The sequence below is a fragment of the Hymenobacter oligotrophus genome, from assembly GCF_003574965.1.
Taxonomy (GTDB): Bacteria; Bacteroidota; Bacteroidia; order Cytophagales; family Hymenobacteraceae; genus Solirubrum; species Solirubrum oligotrophum.
The window spans coordinates 2,817,713-2,836,504 of record NZ_CP032317.1 but is presented as its reverse complement, the minus strand read 5'-3'; the positions used below and the strand labels follow the sequence as shown (position 1 = coordinate 2,836,504).

14 protein-coding genes and 1 pseudogene are annotated in these 18,792 nt (G+C 60.5%); 10 read left to right on the top strand and 5 right to left on the bottom strand.

Annotated features, from left to right (window positions below; translation table 11 throughout):
• Positions 1 to 274 precede the first annotated feature (274 nt).
• Both kbl and D3Y59_RS12110 read left to right on the top strand, forming a co-directional pair.
• Positions 275 to 1,522: a glycine C-acetyltransferase gene (gene kbl, locus D3Y59_RS12115; protein ID WP_119445291.1), complete on the top strand. Its 1,248-nt coding sequence runs from the start codon at positions 275 to 277 to the stop codon at positions 1,520 to 1,522.
• Between the two features lie 118 nt (positions 1,523 to 1,640).
• Positions 1,641 to 2,408 carry a DUF4386 domain-containing protein gene (locus D3Y59_RS12110; protein ID WP_119445290.1) on the top strand — a complete coding sequence of 256 codons (768 nt, stop codon included), beginning with the start codon at positions 1,641 to 1,643 and terminating at the stop codon, positions 2,406 to 2,408.
• A 26-nt stretch (positions 2,409 to 2,434) separates the two neighbouring features.
• On the opposite strand, the gene cdaA is transcribed toward D3Y59_RS12110, so the two are convergent.
• Together cdaA and folP are read right to left on the bottom strand one after the other, a co-directional pair.
• On the bottom strand, positions 2,435 to 3,280 hold the full coding sequence (cdaA, locus tag D3Y59_RS12105; RefSeq protein ID WP_119445289.1) for a diadenylate cyclase CdaA: 846 nt from the start codon (positions 3,278 to 3,280) through the stop codon (positions 2,435 to 2,437).
• Between the two features lie 4 nt (positions 3,281 to 3,284).
• Positions 3,285 to 4,166: a dihydropteroate synthase gene (folP, locus tag D3Y59_RS12100; RefSeq protein WP_119445288.1), complete on the bottom strand. Its 882-nt coding sequence runs from the start codon at positions 4,164 to 4,166 to the stop codon at positions 3,285 to 3,287.
• 152 nt (positions 4,167 to 4,318) lie between these two features.
• On the opposite strand from folP, the gene D3Y59_RS12095 reads away from it, so the two are divergent.
• The 6 genes from D3Y59_RS12095 to D3Y59_RS12070 all read left to right on the top strand — a co-directional run bounded on the left by D3Y59_RS12095 (position 4,319) and on the right by D3Y59_RS12070 (position 11,333).
• Positions 4,319 to 4,873: a DUF1599 domain-containing protein gene (locus tag D3Y59_RS12095; protein ID WP_119445287.1), complete on the top strand. Its 555-nt coding sequence runs from the start codon at positions 4,319 to 4,321 to the stop codon at positions 4,871 to 4,873.
• A 243-nt stretch (positions 4,874 to 5,116) separates the two neighbouring features.
• On the top strand, positions 5,117 to 6,220 hold the full coding sequence (locus tag D3Y59_RS12090; RefSeq protein ID WP_119445286.1) for a BT_3928 family protein: 1,104 nt from the start codon (positions 5,117 to 5,119) through the stop codon (positions 6,218 to 6,220).
• Positions 6,221 to 6,317: 97 nt separating this feature from the next.
• A complete protein-coding gene (locus D3Y59_RS12085; protein WP_119445285.1) occupies positions 6,318 to 7,379 on the top strand; it encodes an ABC transporter permease in 1,062 nt (353 codons plus the stop codon).
• A gap of 22 nt (positions 7,380 to 7,401) precedes the next feature.
• Positions 7,402 to 8,076, top strand: a complete 675-nt coding sequence (locus D3Y59_RS12080) for a shikimate kinase (RefSeq protein ID WP_119445284.1) — start codon at positions 7,402 to 7,404, stop codon at positions 8,074 to 8,076.
• A 71-nt stretch (positions 8,077 to 8,147) separates the two neighbouring features.
• Positions 8,148 to 8,795 (top strand): sterol desaturase family protein, encoded by a 648-nt coding sequence (locus D3Y59_RS12075; RefSeq protein WP_119445283.1) that lies wholly within the window; start codon positions 8,148 to 8,150, stop codon positions 8,793 to 8,795.
• Between the two features lie 240 nt (positions 8,796 to 9,035).
• Entirely contained in the window at positions 9,036 to 11,333 is a 2,298-nt protein-coding gene (locus D3Y59_RS12070) for a T9SS type A sorting domain-containing protein (RefSeq protein ID WP_119445282.1), read from the top strand.
• Between the two features lie 86 nt (positions 11,334 to 11,419).
• On the opposite strand, the gene D3Y59_RS12065 is transcribed toward D3Y59_RS12070, so the two are convergent.
• Positions 11,420 to 11,590 carry a hypothetical protein gene (locus tag D3Y59_RS12065; protein ID WP_162910734.1) on the bottom strand — a complete coding sequence of 57 codons (171 nt, stop codon included), beginning with the start codon at positions 11,588 to 11,590 and terminating at the stop codon, positions 11,420 to 11,422.
• A gap of 2,000 nt (positions 11,591 to 13,590) precedes the next feature.
• On the opposite strand from D3Y59_RS12065, the gene D3Y59_RS18330 reads away from it, so the two are divergent.
• Both D3Y59_RS18330 and D3Y59_RS18600 read left to right on the top strand, forming a co-directional pair.
• The gene (locus D3Y59_RS18330; protein WP_162910733.1) at positions 13,591 to 14,079 is read left to right on the top strand and encodes a hypothetical protein; all 489 of its coding nucleotides are present in this window, start codon (positions 13,591 to 13,593) and stop codon (positions 14,077 to 14,079) included.
• A 283-nt stretch (positions 14,080 to 14,362) separates the two neighbouring features.
• Positions 14,363 to 15,645: pseudogene (locus D3Y59_RS18600) on the top strand (PQQ-dependent sugar dehydrogenase).
• An 87-nt stretch (positions 15,646 to 15,732) separates the two neighbouring features.
• On the opposite strand, the gene D3Y59_RS12055 reads toward D3Y59_RS18600, so the two are convergent.
• Together D3Y59_RS12055 and D3Y59_RS12050 are read right to left on the bottom strand one after the other, a co-directional pair.
• The gene (locus D3Y59_RS12055; protein ID WP_119445280.1) at positions 15,733 to 17,436 is read right to left on the bottom strand and encodes a hypothetical protein; all 1,704 of its coding nucleotides are present in this window, start codon (positions 17,434 to 17,436) and stop codon (positions 15,733 to 15,735) included.
• 39 nt (positions 17,437 to 17,475) lie between these two features.
• A complete protein-coding gene (locus D3Y59_RS12050) occupies positions 17,476 to 18,780 on the bottom strand; it encodes an HlyD family secretion protein (RefSeq protein WP_119445279.1) in 1,305 nt (434 codons plus the stop codon).
• Positions 18,781 to 18,792: the final 12 nt, after the last annotated feature.

Genomic DNA, 18,792 nt, shown 5'->3' with positions numbered 1-18,792 from the left:
GTAAGAAGGAAAACGGGTGGGGAAAAGCAGATCAGCCAAAAAAGCCCGCAGGCCATTGCGCAAAGATACCAACTTCGGGGGCCTCGGCGGTTGCAGCCCGCGCAGTTACCCTGGGCCTGGGTGCTGTGGCCTGGCCTAGGCGCCCGGGGCTGGTTATACGGCCGCTCGCAGGTGCCCGCCTAGGTGTTGTTGGCAACAGGTTGTAGCTTTGGGTTAGGCCGACACCTTCGGGGGCGCAGGCCGTACCTTCGTATCGTTCCCAAGTTCTCACCGCATGTACACCACCCTTCAGCCCGACCTCCAGCAGCAGCTGGCCGAGATTAAAGAAGCCGGTCTTTACAAGAAAGAGCGCATCATTACCTCGCCGCAAGGCGCCGAAATCGAGACCAACGAGGCGGGCGAGGTGCTGAACTTTTGCGCCAACAACTACCTAGGGCTGTCGTCGCACCCCGAGGTGATCAAGGCCGCCAAAGAAGCCATCGATACGCACGGCTACGGCATGTCGTCGGTGCGCTTTATTTGCGGCACGCAGGACATTCACAAGGAGCTGGAGCGCAAAATTGCCGAGTTTCTGGGCACCGAAGACACCATCTTGTACGCCGCCGCTTTCGACGCCAACGGCGGGGTGTTCGAGCCGCTCTTCAACGAGCAGGACGCCATCATCAGCGACGCGCTCAACCACGCCTCCATCATCGATGGCGTGCGCCTGTGCAAAGCCCAGCGCTACCGCTACAACCACAACGACATGGCCGACCTGGAGAAGCAACTCCAGGACGCCGTGGCCAAAGGCACCCGCCACCGCATCATCGTTACGGACGGCTCGTTCTCAATGGACGGCACCATTGCCCGCCTCGATGAAATCTGCGACCTGGCCGATAAGTACCAGGCTTTGGTGATGATCGACGAGTGCCACTCGATGGGTTTCCTCGGCAAAACCGGCCGCGGCACCCACGAGCACCGCAACGTCATGGGCCGCGTCGATATCATCACCGGCACGCTGGGCAAAGCCCTAGGTGGCGCCATGGGCGGTTTCACCTCGGGCCGCAAAGAAATCATCGATATGCTGCGCCAGCGCAGCCGCCCGTACCTGTTCTCGAACACGCTGGCGCCGGCCATCGTGGGGGCCAGCATCCGGGTGCTCGATCTGCTGACCGAAAGCACCCAGCTGCGCGACCAACTGGAGGAAAACACCAAGTACTTCCGCGAGCAAATGACCGCCGCCGGCTTCGACATCAAGCCCGGTGAGCACCCCATCGTGCCCGTAATGCTTTACGATGCCAAACTGGCGCAGGAATTCGCTGCCAAAATGCTCGAAAAGGGCATTTACGTAGTGGGTTTCTACTACCCTGTGGTGCCGAAAGGGCAGGCCCGCATTCGGGTGCAGCTCTCCGCCGCCCACACCCGCGCGCATCTCGACAAGGCCATTAACGCCTTTATCGAGGTAGGCCGCGAGCTGGGCACGCTGAAGGACCGCTCGGCCGCGCAACCCGAGGCCGGCCAAGTGGTGCAGAATACGCCGTAAGCACCCAAAGCACATTGCCTAACCATTGCGCCCCGCTGGCTTACCAGCGGGGCGCAGTGATTTTGATCTTATCTATATTAAAAAATTCATATGTTTAGTATAACCTAACCCCCTAATTATGCTGGCTACCACAATCGGCGCATCACCTAACAAGTACGCCCGGGTGGCCGGCATTGCTTATCTCATCATTATCCTAGCCGGGCTACTCGGCGAAATGTTCGTGCGAAACACCCTGGTGGTGCCGGGCGACGCTGCCGCCACGGCGCAGCGCATTGCCGCCGCTCCGCAGTTGTGGCGGGCAGGCATTGCCGGCGACTTGCTAATGCACGTGCTCGATGTGTTGGTGATGCTGATGTTGTACACGCTGCTCAGGCCCGTAAGCAAAAAACTGGCCCTGATGGCGCTGTTGTTTAACGTGGTGCAAACGGCAGTGCTGGCGCTCAACAAGCTAAACCTGCTTGTGCCCTTGTTTTTGCTGAGCAAGAGCGCCTACCTAGGGCCCCTGGAGCCGGCGCAACGCGAGGCTCTGGCGTATGTGTTTATTCAGGCCCACGGCTACGGCTTTGGCATCGGGCTGATCTTTTTCGGCTTTACCTGCCTGCTCGAGGGGTACCTGATCAGGCGCTCGGGCTACCTGCCGCGGCTGCTCGGGGGCATGATGCAAGCCGCGGGCGTGTGCTACATCGCCAACAGCTTGCTGCTGATTTTGGCGCCGGAGCTTGCCAACAGCCTTTTTCCGTTTATCATGTTGCCGCCGTTCCTGGGCGAGTCAGCTTTCGCCGCTTGGCTGGTAATCAGAGGAGTTGATGTGCACCAATGGCAGGAAGCCAAACGCGCGCGGCGGGCGAAGCAACGAGCAGCAACCGCCACTTACTCCACCGTTTAGTTCTTTTACGAAGGGTCAACAAGGTTTTAGGCCGCTACCTCCGCTGCCGAGCGGGCCGGAGCAGTACCGGCGCCCGTGCGAGGCATGGCATCGAACAAGAATTCGTTGAGTTTGGCGCGTAAATCCTGGCCCGAGAGGTTGCGGTACACCTCGCCGCCGCGCACAATGGACATTTGCCCGGTTTCTTCGCTCACTACCAGCACCACCGAGTCGGTTACTTCCGAAAGGCCAATGGCGGCGCGGTGGCGCAGGCCCATGGAGGCGGGCACGTCGGGGTTTTCGCTGACGGGCAGGATGCAGCGGGCCGCTTTGATGCGGCCGTCGGCCACGATAACGGCACCGTCGTGCAACGGTGAGGTTTTGTTGAAGATGCTCAGGAGCAAGCGCTTGCTCACGGCGGCATCGAGCAGGTCGCCGCTTTCGGCGTAAAACTTCAGGTCCGAAGCCTGCTGGAAGGCGATAAGCGCGCCGGTGTTTTTGCCGGCCAGGCTTTTGGCGGCTTCCACAAAGGGCGTTACGCTCATGCGCTGTTGCTGCTGCTCGCGGCGCCACGAAAACATGCGCACCCGCTCGAGGCTGGTGGCCTTGCCGATATTGAGCAGAAAGCGTCGGATTTCTTGCTGAAACAGAATGATGCCTGCCAGCACGCCCACGCTCATAAACTGACCTAGGATGGTGGTTAGCAGCTCCATACCGGCGGCCTTCACCACCAGGTAAAGCAGGTAAATCGACAGGAAACCCAGGAAAATACGTAGCGCTACCGAGCCGGTAAGCAGCTTGTAAATCTGGTAAAACAGCACCGTAACCAGCAGCACGTCCACGACGTCGATCCAGCCGATGCGCAGGAAGCCGATGGAGACGGGAGGAAACACGGGATTAAGAGCTTAAAGTATTTTGAACCAAACGCACCAGCTGCACAGCTTCCGCTACGTCGTGCACGCGCAGCAGGTTGGCGCCGCCCATCAGGGCCAAGGTGTTGAGCACCAGCGTGCCTGGCAAGGCTGCCTCGGGCGTCAGACCTAGGGGCTTCCAGACGAGGCTTTTGCGGGATAGTCCTATCAACAGCGGCATGTCCAATATGTTGCGCAGCTCGGGCAAGCGGCGGAGCAGCTCGTAGCCTTGTTGCGGCGTTTTGGCAAAGCCAAAGCCAGGATCGAGCACCACGTCGGCATCGGGCCACAGGGCGCGCAGGGCCGCTACCCGGTCGCGGAAGTAGCGCACCAGCTCCTGCACCAGGTCGGTATCGTAGTGGGTAAGCTGCGTCATGGTTTGCGGCGTGCCGCGCATGTGCATCAGGATGTAGGGCACCTGCAAACGCGCCACCGTTTCGAACATTGCCTCGTCGAGCAACCCGCCGCCGATGTCGTTGATAATGTCGGCGCCGGCTTGCACGGCCAACTCGGCCACGCGGGCCCGAAACGTATCGACCGACACGAAAGCCTCCGGGAAGTTGCGCCGCACGGCTTCCACGGCCGGCAGCAGGCGGGCAAGCTCCTCATCAACAGGTATATCCTCGGCGCCGGGGCGCGAGGAGTAACCGCCTAGGTCGAGCACGTTGGCGCCGGCCTGCAGCATGTGCTCGGCGCGTTGCAGCAGCTCGGTTTCGGCCTGCAGGCGGCTGCCCACAAAAAACGAATCGGGCGTAACGTTGAGGATGCCCATGACCTGCGGGCGGCTCAAATCGAGCACGCGGCCGCCGGGGCAGCGCAGCGTCTGCCTCACCCGAAATAGCGTATCTTGCGCAACCAGGGCCTGCATGGCTGTTAGGGCTTAGGCGTTAGGTAATAGGGGTTAGGCTTCGGCAGAAACCAACAAAGCGTTGCCGCGCGCAACGCCATTAGCCCTGCAAAGAAAGTTCTAAGACCTTGGCCCCGATACCTCCGCTCTGTTCTAAAAATAGCCTTTTCACGTTGAACGACCAAACCCAGCTCCAATACGACCGCATCATCGAGCGGTGCCGGGCGCTGTTTCTGGCCAAGACCCACGACTACGGCACGGCGTGGCGCATCTTGCGTTTGCCCAGCATCACCGATCAGATTTTCATCAAAGCGCAACGCATCCGCTCCATTCAGGAAAAGGGTACGCAGCTGGTGCAAGAGCCTATCGATGATGAGTTTGTGGCCATCATCAATTACTGCGTTATTGCCCTGATGCAACTGCGCCTGCCCGCCGATGCGCCGCTGGAGCTGGAGCCGGCTTTTGTGGCCGATGCATACGAGCAGGAGGTGGCCGACAACCGCCGCTTGCTGTTCGCGAAAAACCACGATTACGGCGAGGCGTGGCGCCAAATGCGCGTGTCGAGCATCACCGACATCATCCTGATGAAGCTGCACCGCACCAAGCAAATCGAGGATTTGCAGGGCCGCACGCTGGCTTCGGAAGGCGTGGAGGCCAACTACCGCGACATGCTCAACTACGCCGTATTTGCACTTATTCTGCGCGGTGCGGCCGAACAAGCAACCTAGCAAGCGCGTTTGACTTTGCAAATTACCGCGTCGTGCTTCGTTGGTCAACCTTAACTTAGGGCGTCATGCTGAGCTTGCCGAAGCATCTCTACCGCTTTTCCGGATAGTAAAGTTTGTATCCAATGAACGCCGTAGAAATGCCTCGACATGCTCCACATGACGTTCTTTGTACCTAGTTCTCAAACCGATTGCGTGGCGGCGTAAGCCCGCACACTACTGGTTCTACTTCATCCACCGCACCACATGCGCACCTTCGTTCGACTCTGCTGGCTGCTGCTCGGCGTGTTGTTTATCTTCTCGGGCCTGATCAAGCTGAACGACCCTATTGGCACGGCTTACAAGCTCGAGGAATACTTCGAGGTTTTTGCCGCCGATTTCGGTTCGTTTTTCCTCGCTTTCAAAAACATCGCCCGCACGCTCAGCATCACCCTTAGTTCTTTGGAGGTGGTGTTGGGCGTGGCCCTGCTGCTGCGCTGGAACCTGCGCTTTACGCTGTGGTCGTTGTTCGGGCTGCTGGTGTTTTTCACCTTCCTCACGTTCTACTCGGCCTTCTTCAACAAGGTAACCGACTGCGGCTGCTTCGGCGACTTCATCAAGCTCACGCCGTGGCAGTCGTTTTCCAAGGACGTGTTTTTGCTGGTGCTCTGGGCCATTGTGTTCTTCAACCAGCGTTACCTGCGCCGTGTGTTTGCCAAAGGCACCCTCGGTACCATGTACATCACGTTTGCCGGGGCCGTAGCCGTGGGCATTGGCGTGTATGCCCTAGGTCACTTGCCGTACTTCGATTTTCTGCCCTACAAGGTGGGCAACAACATCGGCAAGCTGATGCAGCCCTCGGCGCCGCTGCGCTACAAGTACATTATGGCGAAGGGCAGCGAAACCCAGGAGTTTACCGAATACCCCACCGACACCACCTGGAAGTTTAAGCAAATGGTGGCGCTGAACCCCGAAGACGGTCCCAAAATCATCGACTTCCGGGTGTGGGGCGCCGACCAGGCCGACGTAACCCAGGAGGTGCTCAAAGGCAACAAGCTGCTGCTGATTGTGCAAGGTTTGGAGAAGGCCGACCGCGACCGGTTCGAGCAAATCAACGCCACGCTGACCGGGGCCGATTCGTCGAAGAAGCGCATCGAAACCATGATCATCACCAGCAACAGCCCCAACGAGTTCGACGTGTTCCGGCACGAGGTAAACCTCTCGGGCAAGTACTACTTCGCCGATGCGACGGTGCTCAAGTCGATGATTCGCTCGAACCCCGGCTTTATGCTGCTGCAAAACGGCGTGGTAAAAGGCAAATTTCACTACCACGACATCCCCGACCGCGAAAAGCTGGAAGAATTGCTGTGATTGAGTTGCCCGTTGTCAGTTGCGAGTTATCAGGGCAGAATCCAATGCTGGTGCACTCGCAACTGACAACGGGCAACTCTCAACTGACAACTGATCGATGCTCCTGTTTATTCTTCGCCGGCTGGCGCACGGACTGCTGATTTTGGTGGGCGTGGCGCTTACGGTGTTTGTGCTTTTTCAGGTGTTGCCCGGCGACCCGGTGGCCCTGCTGGCCGGCCAGCGCTCCGACGTGGCCACCCGCGCCGCCATTGCCGCCGACCTAGGGCTCGATCAGCCGATGCCGGTGCAGCTGGCCGCTTACCTCAACGATGTGTCGCCGGTGGGTGTGCACGCCCGCGATTCGGCCAGCGCGGCGCGCTACGGCGGCGTTACGCTGTTGCCCCTAGGTGGCGAGCGGGCCGTGGTGCTCAAGAAGCCGTATTTGCGCCGCTCGTTTCAGTCGAACAAAGACGTGCTCGACATCCTGCTCGACCACTTCAGCGGCACCTTGTGGCTTGCTTTGGCGGCAATGTTGCTGGCTGCCGTACTGGGCATTGGCTTCGGCATTGTGGCCGCGCTGCGGGCCCACACCTGGCTCGACCGCACGCTGCTAACCGTATCGGTGCTGGGTATTTCGGTGCCGTCGTTTGTGGCCGGTATTCTCATTGCCATGACGTTCGGCTTTTACTGGAGCCGCTACACCGGCCTCAACCTCACGGGCCAATTGTTCGAGACCGACCCGTTCACGGCCGAGTCGCACGTGGTGCTGCGCAATTTGGTGCTGCCGGCTTTTGCCCTAGGTATCCGGCCGCTGGCCGTCATCGTGCAGCTTACGCGCAGCTCCATGCTCGAGGTAATGTCGCAGGATTTTGTGCGCACGGCCCGGGCCAAAGGCCTCAGCAAGCGCCGCACCGTGCTGCGCCACGCCCTGCAAAACGCCCTAAACCCCGTGGTAACGGCCGTATCGGGCTGGTTGGCTTCGCTGATGGCCGGTGCGTTTTTTATCGAATACATCTTCAACTGGAAGGGCCTAGGTACCGTGACGCTCCGCGCCGTCGAGAACCTTGATTTTCCGGTGGTAATGGGCGCTACCATCTTCGTGGCCTTCCTGTTCGTGGTCATCAACATCGCCGTGGATGTGCTCTACGCCGTGCTCGACCCGCGCGTGAAGCTGAGCTGAGAGTAATTCTGACTGCTGAATTATGAATTCTGAATTGGAAAGGGCCCTAGGTGCGCCGCTGCCGCAAGCAGCCAAGGACCCAGCCGCCGCAAGTCAGCCGGCGCCCGAGCCAGCGCCAGCAACGCCCCGACCTGCCACAGCCCCCGCCGGGCAATTCAGCATTCAGCATTCAGCATTCCGAATTCACCTAATCGGCATGCCGGGCGCGGGCAAAACCACCCTAGGCCGGGCCTTGGCCGCGCGCTACGGCCTGCCTTTTCGCGACCTGGACGAAGAAATTGTACAGCGTCAGGGCCGCAGCGTTCAGGACATTTTTGCGGCTGATGGCGAGGATTATTTTCGGCAAGCAGAGGCCGATGCCTTGCGCGCCGTGCTGGCCGAGCACCCGCGCTTGGTGCTGGCCACCGGCGGCGGTACGCCTTGCTTCCATGGCAATGCCGAAGAACTCAACCGCACCGGCCTGACGCTTTGGCTGGATGTGCCCGTAGCGGAATTGCTGGCTCGCTTGCAGCACGCCGCCGCTACCCGCCCGCTGCTGGCCGCTCTGCCCGACGCGGCGGCCCTGGAGCAGCGCCTGCAACAAACATTGGCGGCCCGCGAGCGGTTTTATGCCACGGCACACCTGCGGTGCACGCATCCGGCGTGCACGCCCGAAACGGTGCACCACTTGCTGACACGTTTTCGGCATACAGCCTAAAACCTTATAAGTGGCCCGGCGTTTGTGCGTTCGTGGTTACTTTTGCCCCCTCATCTTCCTCTACCAATCCTATGGAACAACAGGCTGCTCCTGCGTCGGGCCAATTGCACAAGCCCAAGCACAAAGGTTCGGCGCGTTTGTTTGAGAACCCCGTGCTGGAGCGGATGACGCACACGCACATTGCCGCGCCCCTCACCATTTTCTTTGCCGTAGCGGCCGTAAGTCTTTACTACGGCCTTAGCCGCGGCCTGCTCACGGGCCTGTCGGCGTTTGGGTTGTTTTTGGCCGGCTGGTTTGCCTTTACGCTGGTGGAGTACCTCATGCACCGCTTTCTGTATCACATGAAGGCCGACACGCCCGGCAAGGCCAAGTTTCAGTACACCATGCACGGCGTGCACCACGAGTTTCCGAAGGACAAAACACGCCTGGCTATGCCGCCCATCCTGACGGTGTTCGTAACCTCGCTGTTGTTCTTCATCTTCCGCTTTGTGTTCGGCTACGCGGGCTTGGGCATTCTGGCGGGTTTTGTGTTTGGCTACGCGTTGTACCTGTTTGTGCACTACGCCATTCACGTGTACGCCCCGCCGAAAAACTTCCTGAAGTTTTGGTGGCACCACCACGCCCAGCACCACTACCGGCAGGACGAAGTAGCCTTTGGCGTGTCAACCACCATCTGGGACCACATCATCGGTACCATGCCCGAAAAACGCGGCAAGTAGGCCCGGCCCAATCTGGTAATGCAAAAATGGAAACCTGAACAGGTTTCCATTTTTATTTGCGCAAACCTGATAAGCCATTCGTCGGCTGCTTTGCAAGGTTTGCAATGCTTGGGCTTAAGTGCTGATTGGCTTGCGGTTGCAAGTTGTGCCGTACCCAAAAATGAATGTAGCTAGGAGTGGTGCAGGTAAAGGGGTGAAGTATAATTTGGATCGACCAAAGCCCCTTATCACCACCGATTCATGAACAAACTTTACTCCTTGCTGCTGCTGGCAGCGCTTGCCGCAGGCGTGGGTAACGCGCGCGCGCAACACACATTTAGCTCCGTTACCACCTACAACCAAAACTTCGACGGGCTCACCGGGGGCTTTTTCATCAGCAACGCCACGTTGCCGGGCGTGTACATCGAGTACAACGGTTGGCAAACGTTGCCTACACCGGCCAACGACGGCAGCACCACCACGGCCAACTTCTACCACTTTGGCACAACCGGCTCCACCGACCGCGCCCTAGGTGGGGTGGCCTCGTTTACCGTAAGCGGCAGCGGTTACGTGGGCATCCGCTTCCGCAACAACACCGGCCAAACCATTCGCAACCTGGCTGTTTCGTTTGCGGTGGAGCAGTGGTACAACTCGGGCCGGCAAGATGCCGCCAAGGTTTTCTTCGACTACAAAACCAGCGCCACTGAGATAACCACCCCTAGCGGAGCCACCGGAACCAACCCCGGCGACTGGATAAACGTGCCTACGCTGAATGTAGACGCGCCCTCTACGGCTACCGTCATCGAAAACAAAAACGGCAACTCCGACGCCAACCGCCGCACCCGCACCTACACGCTGCAGAACGTGGACGTGGCCAACGGCAGCGAAATTGCCTTGCGCTGGCGCTACGAACTGAACGACGCCACCAACGGCAACGGCCTCTCGCTGGATGATGTGGTGGTAACGCCCGAGACCTCCGTGTTTTACTACAAAGGCAGCGGCAACCTAAACGAGTTGAGCAGCTGGGCCCCCAACCGCGACGGCAGCGGCAACAGCCCCGCGAGCTTTACGGCCAGCAACCAAACGTATTACGTGCTGAGCCAGGTAACCACCGACCGCCTAGGCGCCGACTGGACGGTGAGCGGCACCAACTCGCGCGTGGTGGTAGGCGACGGCATCACGCCGGCCGCGCTGCTGGTACCCGATGGCAACGGCAACGCCATCAACGCCACCGTAGATGTACTCGACGGGGCCACGCTGGAAATTCAGCGCGCCAACCAAGGCGTGCCCACGCTGGGGCGCCTGGCCAACACCAGCACCGTGAAGTACGCGCTCGACAACAACATAACCCTGGGCGCGCAGGCGTTCGGCAACTTGGTAATCAGCGGCCGCGGCACCAAAACCCTGGCAGGCAGCACGGTGCTCAACGGCAACCTCGAGCTGATCGGCAGCCCTATGGTGCGCCTGAAGGAGTACGACCTGACCTTGATTCGCGGCGGTAAAATTACGGGCGGCAATGCCGAGGCGTACATCCGGGCCGACGAGGGCGGGGCGTTGCGCCAAACCGTAGAAGCCAACGGCCAGTTTGTGGAGTTTCCGGTGGGCCTGAACAACAGCTACAACCCCGTGCGCATCAAGCAATCAGCTGCCCGCTCCGAAGACGTGTTTGCCGTGGAGGTGGCGCCGGGCTTGTTTCCGAACTACAGCGGCAAAACGGGGCAAGGCGCAAACATTGAGGCCGGCAACGTGCGCCGTACGTGGTTTATCAGCGAAGAAAACGCCGGCGGCTCCGACGCTACCGTGCAACTGGAGTGGACCAACGCGCACGCCGCCGCCGGCTTCGACCCCGCCCAGGCGCGCCTCGAGCACTACAGCACCGCGCGCAACAGCTGGGACGCCGGCACGCCGGTAACGCCGGCCGTGGCCGCGGGCACCACCTACACCGTAACGCGCAGCGGCATCACCAACTTTTCGCCTTTCGGGGTATCGTCGCGGAGCGGCGGAGTGCTGCCCGTTGAGCTGGTGGCGTTCAGGGCCGAGCGCCTAGGTGCCAACGTGCGTTGCGCATGGCAAACGGCCAGCGAGAAAAACAACCGCCACTTTGTGGTGGAGCGCTCCGCCGATGGCCGCCAGTTTGTGGCCCTAGGTACGGTGGCAGGTGCGGGCAACTCGGCCGTGCTGCGCAGCTACACCTACCTCGATGCTGCCGCGTTGCCGGTGCTGAGCTACTACCGCCTCCGGCAGGTAGATGCGGACGGCACCACAGCTTATTCGCCCATTGTGGCGGTGGAGGCCTGCAAACGCTGCAACGAAGGCGTAACCGTGGCGGCAGTGCCCAACCCCAACAACGGCCAGTTCGAGCTGCACGCCAACGCCGCGCCCAGTGCTCCGGTGCAGGTTAGCGTGTACTCGGTGGTGGGCGCCAAAGTGCAGCAGGTGCAGTGGGCTGCCGGTGCCAAGCAAGCCCCCCTCGACCTAGGGCAGCAGCCCGACGGCGTGTACCTGGTGCGGGTAGCGCTGCCCACAGGCGTGCAAACCGTGCGCGTGCTCAAGCAATAACCAACTCGGCTCTGTTTCAGCAACAAGGCCGGTTCTGCAACTGCAGAACCGGCCTTGTTGGCTTACGGGCTTAGCACATTCGGCGGCTACCGCCGAAAACGCCGCAGCAACCACAGCACCAAAACAACCAGCAGCACCGCCACGATGATGCCGGTGTAGGCGCCCGCCTTAAAGATGTCGCCTGCCAGCTCGCAGCCGGTTAGCGGAAGCAGCAGCAGGCACAGCACCAGCGGCAGCCACGGAAGAGTACGTTTCATAATGGTCAAAGGGGAGAAGTCGTGGGAAGCGAGGCGCCGCACTTGGGTGCCCCGTGTTCCGCATACTAGCCCCGTTGGCAAAAGGTTGGGCTGGCACCTAGGGCGTTCCGGATGGTTTTGGAAGAGGCCGGTTGCGACATCGCGTTAGCGGACTTGGCGGGGCCTTGGCCCAGGCTGCCGTAGCATCCAACCAACAGATTTGTGTTAACTGCCGAGTACGGATAGCTAGATGCGTGTAACTGCATTGCAGCGCTGGGCACGAAGCCGTGCCGGCGGCAGGGTGCGGCTCCGCACTACCAATGGTGGACAAAATAAAACCCCGGCTCAGCAAGCCGGGGTTTTAAGGTGGAGCTATGTCGGCAATGCTGCCGAAAACGAATGCTGGGTCACGTGCAAAAAGGATGCCGGTGTTGGGGTGCCCGCCGAGCTTAGCGGCCAAGCAGGGCTGCGGCGGGCACCTTGGCACAGTCTGAACCGAAATCGAGCAGCCAGGGCGGCGGGGCGGCCTGCAGCGCCAAGGTTACGCTTTCAGTTGGAGTGGCCTATTTAACCACATATTAAGGTCCGAGTTGGTCTGCCAGCCCTGCTGTAACATCACAGTCCGCACCGATAGGCGCGAAACCACGGAGTGCCTCGCCATTCGTCTCTTTATTCAACAAAGCTACCCGCTCGACAAGTTCTCTGCTAATTTTTGCGCTTATAGGAGTTTGTGGGCTGCTGCGCCGAAGGGTAAGGTGATGCCTTGCGCCGCCAACTGTTGCCTTTAGTCACTCAAACTTAGAATCTTCATGCTGCGCCACCAACCGCGGCTCACTCCAGGCCTTTTCGGCCTGGTAGGGACTATCAGCCCTTAGGTTTGGTTTAATTTTAACAGATCAACCAGCAAGTGTGTGCCGCTTCTAACCTACGCCGAATTACTGCTTAGCGGGGAGGCCTGCAATCGCGAAGTCGCGCACGCAATTTATGCTAGATATACACCCCCACCTGAGGCCCGCGTTTCCCTCAGCTTATAACAAGTGCCGCCCAACCTCGCATGTGGTCGATAGAAGTTTAATTTTTCACGGTTGGTGCCGTTGCCCGAAATCTGTCGCTAGAGGTTACCCGGTAATCTGCCCTGCACCGCCAAACCATGAGTGTGGACTCTGCGAAGCCCATTGCCGATGAAGCTGGCTACGAGCAGCTGCGTAATTTGCTGGTGAGCATGAATTAGTTGACACCCCTGCCAGTGGTGCCTTTTACTTAATGCACTAACCAAGCGGTGTACGGGTGACACTGTCGATACCGAAAGATAGGTTGCAGATAACCGAATAAGGTCTGATGCAGATGCATGGCCCAACCAGTTCAAGTATTAGCTCAAAAAAGAGCCGATGATAATGTCATCTGACATTGCTTAAACAGCAATATATTGCTATTTAAGCAATGTCGAGTTTTAGCAACTGATTTTTAACGACGAGCTTAAGCATCAACCAATCATGGTTTCGTTCTCCGTTTGATCTTGATGCATTTCTGCAGATCGGTTGTAAATATTAATTTCTTGCATTACTCTGGATCACCCACGACGCTGGATCCTGCGCAATTAAATTCATATACTAGATCAAGAATTAAGCACGCTTGTATTTTTTGATTTCTAGCCCTGCCTACCGTTAGCTCTGGTCATGCACTAGTCACCTGGTTAAAGGCACAGTGCCCACGCTGAAATGTTCGCAACAGCGATTGGCCAACTTGCTAAAGGTTTGTAAACTTTGTTGGTAGGTAAGTTAATGAGAAGTCTGTCTGAAATGGAAATAAGATTACAATATGATATCTCTAAAGTTTAATAGTTGAGTTACTTAGAAAGTGCAGCTATTGATGAAGTATCGCTTCGGTTATGTTACTAACCTCTTTATACCGATAATTAAAAGTTATCGGAACCTATGTGTATTCTCTGCTGAGCTTCGGGATTGGAACTGGCGGAGTGAACTATTACATTACCCGGCTTTAGTTACCGTCTTTCTCTTTACGTGAATCCACCCCCTTCTTTTTCGCTACTAGATGCTGCTCCACATGCCCGGCGGCTTGTGATAATCTGCCTGCCTTTGTTGGTGCACCTAAGCGGTTGCACTCAAGCCGACTCGTATTCGAGCGTGGCCAATGTGGAACTGCCAGAAAGACCTAAAACGGCGGCCGAATTACGGGCCGAGCTACTAGCGCAGGAACAATCCACGCCTAGCGATTACTTGGAAGCAAGTGGGACCTACCGCCGTAATCTGATAAATGAGCTGGTTTTGGAAGGAGACATCAGTAACCGCGCTACGCTCGCACAATTTAAAGACCCTGTTGTCACGGTGGAATGGTATTCCAAAACCAACACGTTGTTGGCCAACAAATCTTATTCGGTATACGAGCTGTTGCCAGCGCAGGGCACGGTGCATTTCAAATTGAAAACGCAGGCCCCCGCCGAAGTTGCAAGCGTTGGCATGTCCATTTCCGATGCCACGGCCGTGGAGTAATCCGCGCCTGGTAGAGAATCAAAAACTTTGAGCGAAACGGGCTCTGGCGACCTCGTCGATAAAGCGAACCGCACGCCTTGCTAATTGCGCTTCAACATCTACCGTATTTAAGGCAATAAAGCGTAGTGTCGCGTCCACTTGCACCGCGCTTTTCCCCGGGCTATGGGAAACCGTGACGGGTACCGCGGTAAGAGTAACCAGCAGCGAACTCTACCCCAACAGGCGCGTATTTCAGCTAACTGGGTCCCGCAACCTTTAGCCTCTGGCTTCCTCCATCCATCCCATGAAGCAACGCCGCTTACTTAATGCCTTTGTAATTCTGCTGCTTGGCTTCGCCACTGCCTGCAACCGCTCCGGGCAGGAACAGCGCGCTCAAGTTCAAGAGCCAGCACCCGGGCAGACCACGACTGCCACCGGCCGCCCTGCGCTGGAAACCCGCGAAGCCAACGTGCCCGAACAGCGTCCGACTTTCCCCGAGCAAACCCGGGCCGGCAAGCTGCCGGCAAGTCCGCCCATGGAGGTAACGGTGCTGGCCACGGGGCTTTCGAACCCCTGGGCCGTGGAACCGCTGCCCAACGGCGACTTGCTGATTACGGAAAAGCCGGGCGTGCTGCGCCTCGTCTCGGCCACGGGCCAGCTGGGGGCGCCCATTCAAGGGCTACCCCCGGTCTATGCCAACGGGCAGGGAGGCCTGCTCGACGTGGCGCTGAGCCCTAACTTTAGCACTGACTGGACGATTTACTGGTCATTTTCCGAGCCCCGGGGAGCCAAGGGCAACGCAACCAGCGTAGCCAAAGGGGTGCTTTCGGCCGACCGGCGGCGCCTAGACGGGGTGCGGGTAATCTTCCGGGCCCTGCCGGCCTACGACGGCGACAAGCACTACGGCTCCCGCCTGGCATTCGGGCCCGATGGCTTGCTTTACGTAAGCCTGGGGGAACGCTCGGACCTGGAGATCCGACCCCATGCCCAGCAATTGAACAGCCACATGGGCAAAACCCTGCGCCTTACCCCAGACGGCCAACCGGCCCCCGGCAACCCTTTCGCCCGCCAGGACGGCGCCCTGCCCGAAATCTGGACCGTGGGTCAGCGCAACGTGCAGTCCCTGGCCTTTGACGCCAGCGGGCAGCTGTGGTCCGTGGACATGGGCCCGCGGGGGGCGACGAACTCAACCGCCTCGAAGCGGGCAAAAACTACGGCTGGCCCTTGTTGACCTTCGGCGAGGAGTACTCGGGCGAGCCCGTACCCAACGCCGTGACCACCAAGGCTGGCTTCGTGGACCCCGTGTATTACTGGGATCCGGTTATCGCGCCCTCGGGGGCCCAGTTTTACACCGGCGAGGCGTTTGCGGCCTGGCGCGGCAACCTGTTTATCGGCGCCCTCAAGGACCGGGAGCTGGTGCGCTTACAACTGGAGCAGGGCCGCGTGACGGGCGAAGAGCGCCTGCTTTCCGACCGCAAGCAGCGCATCCGCGACGTGCGGCAGGGGCCGGACGGAGCCTTGTACAACGTCACCGACGAGGCAAACGGCGAGCTGTGGAAAATTACTCCCCAGGCGGGCCGTAAGTAAGCTCGTTTCGCGATCGGGGTACCCCTGCGTTGAAGCCTTGCCGCTCGCCCGCTACCACAGCCAGGTCTGCCGGCCGGTGCCTCGCCCTTAGTCCACGCGCAGGTCGGCTTGCCAGAGCACGTGGCCTATCTGATCCCGCAGCTGCGCCCGGTACCGCCCGTGCGGCAACCACATAACGGGTTGCAGGGCACCCGGCGACACCGGCTGGATAGACACCGGGACGGGGTTTGGGACTTGGGTCAGCTCCCGGGCCGCGTAGACGTGCACCACGTGGGCCAGGTTGGGTAGCAGGCTGTCGGCGGGTACGCTTAAGCGCACCGGGCGGGCGCCGGGATAAGGCGGCTTGGCGGCCGATTGCGGGCCTTCCTCCGCTTGGTGGTACAGGTACAAATCGCTTTTGATGCTCGGCTGGGCTGGCTGCCAGGCCGCGCCGCTTTCTTCCTGGAATACGTACGCCCCCGGGGGGATGAACAAGCGCCGCTGGCTTAACTCGGTCTGGTTTATGGTCAGCAGGTCTTCGCCGCTAAGCTGCTGCAGCCAGCGGGCCATGGCCAGGGGCGCCGCGTCGGCTTCGCTGATATGCCCGTGCCCGGCCAGCACCACGACCCGGGCCTGAGGATCGCGGGCGGTGGTTTTAACGAGCAGGTTTTGGGCTTGGTCGCGCTCCCGGTTTCCGCTTTGTGCGTCGTAGGCAACAAGGCGAAAGCCCAACGCCAGCGCCGTGCGCAGCAAATTAGCCATCGTCGGTTCGCGGGTGTAAAACCCGGAAGCCAGGGTGGGAAAGCCCCGCTGCTCCAGGGCCGAGTCCTCAGCCAGCGCCTCGACGGCCAAATGGGTAAACCCGGCCCGGCGCAGGTCCGGCAGCAGCGCGGCCACAAAGGCGCGGTGCTGGGTTTCGGTATGGGCTTCGTTGAAAAGCACGAAGCGGTGGGCGGCGGCGCGGCGGAGCACTTCCCCGGCGGCCGGCCGGCGGGGAAGTCCGGTTAGCGTGGTTGGCTCGGCGGCCCGGCCGGGGGAGCCGGTGCCAAAGCGAAAAAAGTAGCTGCGCGCGCTGTCCGAAGCGCCCACAAAGCTGTGGTAGGTAGCCAGCGCCTGCCAGCAGGCGCCGAGCTCCGCGGCTCCCTCGGCCCGGGCCGCGGCCTGGCGCAGTACCGTCAAGGGCAGCAGGTAGTTGCCGTGCTGGCTTTGGGCGTCCCCAAAGGCGTCCGCCGCCAGGGCGAAAGGATCCGCGGCCACGAAGGGCACGTAGCCGTTGCCAGTGCGCACGCTGGAAGCAATCACCGGGAGGTTTTCGCGCAGGTAGGCGTCCACGGAGCGGTTGCCGCCCACCTGATCTGCTGCAATCTGGAGAGCCACGACCAGCTCCTGCCGGCCCGTGGGCACCACGGCTTCAAACAAGGCGGGTTCGCGCGCGTCCACCCGGCGGTACGCGTAGCTGCCGGCGGGGCAATGCAGCCATTGGTAGCCCGGTCCGGGCGGTCGGCTTGGCCGGCGCAATACCAGCAGCCGGTGCACGGGCAAATCCTGCCACTTCGGGCGGCTCCACGCCAGCAGGGTTGCCCGGCGGGTGGCGGCGGGCAGGCGCCGCCACATGGTTCGCGCCGCTTCGTCCAACGGCCCCGTTTGCAGGGCCGTGCTGCCCCAGTCCTGAAAGTGCAGCCGCAGCCGGTCGTGGTGAAAGCCGGCGTTGTAGCCCGCGCTGGTGCGTCCACCCGGTAGCACGGCGGGCGCCGTGCAGCCGCCGGCGAACACGGCGGTAAGGATTAAGGAAATGCAAATGCGGGCGCGCATCCGGGCAGCTTTGACGTTTGAGGCCGCAACCCGCCGGCCTTAGCGGGCCAAGTTGCGGCGAAAGCTATAAAGAAGTCGTTCCAGCAGGCGGGTATCGCCCGTAACAATGTCCACCGAGCCGCGCAAGCCGGCTTTGTAAGCCAAGGCGCGGCCGTAGTTGGTGCGCAGGCCCTGCGAAAGCTGGATCCTGGTTTGGTAGGTGCCGTCTTTGTTGGGCAGCGCGGCAACAAAGGCCACCCGTCCCGGCAGGCGCCCGTACTCCCCGGCTGGGTAGCCGCTTACGCTTACCCAAACCCGCTGGCCCACTTTTACTTTGCCCAGGTTGTATTGCGGCACCTGCACCACGCCGAACGCCTGCATCCCCTCGCGGGCTACGTAAAACAGCTCCTGCCCGGCCGTGACGGATTGGTTTTCCTCCAGAAAGGCCGCAAAGTGCACTCGCCCGCTGGTGGGAGCCAGCAGCAGAAAGCGGCTGCGCCACTCCCGCACCGCGCTTTCCAGGGTCGTGAGCTGCTGCAAAAACAAGTCCTGCTGCTCAGCAAAGACCTTCTCCAGCTCCAGCAGCTCGCGGCGCTTGCCCGACTGCGCGTTCTGGTTGTTAAGCAAAGCGATTCGGGTTTGCTCAACGGGCATCTGCTTGGCCAGCAGCCGGCTTTGCTCCTGCTGCAGCTCGGCGGCGGGAATGACCCGCTCCTCAAACAGGCGGCGCTGGGCGGCAAACGTGCTTTCCGCCAGCTGCAAATCCTGCTGCTCGATGCGCAGCTGCGCGGCCAGCACCCCCGAGAGCTGCTGCAGGTCCTGCAACTCCCCGGCAATCAACCGCTGCTTGCGCGGGTAAAACCCGTTGGTCAGAAAGGCGGCGTGCTGCTGCACGCTCTGCTGAAAGGTCTGGTAGACCGGCTGCAGCTCGCCGAGCTGCCGCTCCCGCTGCGCCGTAAAAGAAGCCAGGGGCAGCGGTTGGCCGTGCAGCACGGCCGCCCGGAGCTGCTGGAGGTCCCGGCCGAGGGCGAGCACGTCGTTTGGGCGGGCGGTGCTTTCCAGGCAGCCCAGCAGCTCGCCGGCTTGGACTGCTTGCCCTTCCCGCACCCGCAGTGACGTCACGCGGGCCGTCAGCCGGCTGTTAACCGGCTTGGGTGCGTCCACCGTCGTGAGGCGGAACGGGGCTTGCACCAGGTCGGGGTAGTGAACAAACCAGCTCAGGGCCAGCAGCAGCAGCAGAATAAGCAGAAAGGCGGTATTGCTCCACCGCAGAATGGCCGGGGGACGGCGGCTGAAGATGTCCTGGGCTTCCTCGGAGCGGTAGTCCGAAGTGCCGGCGCCGGGAGAATCAAGGTAGGTAGGCATAGGAAGCCGGCG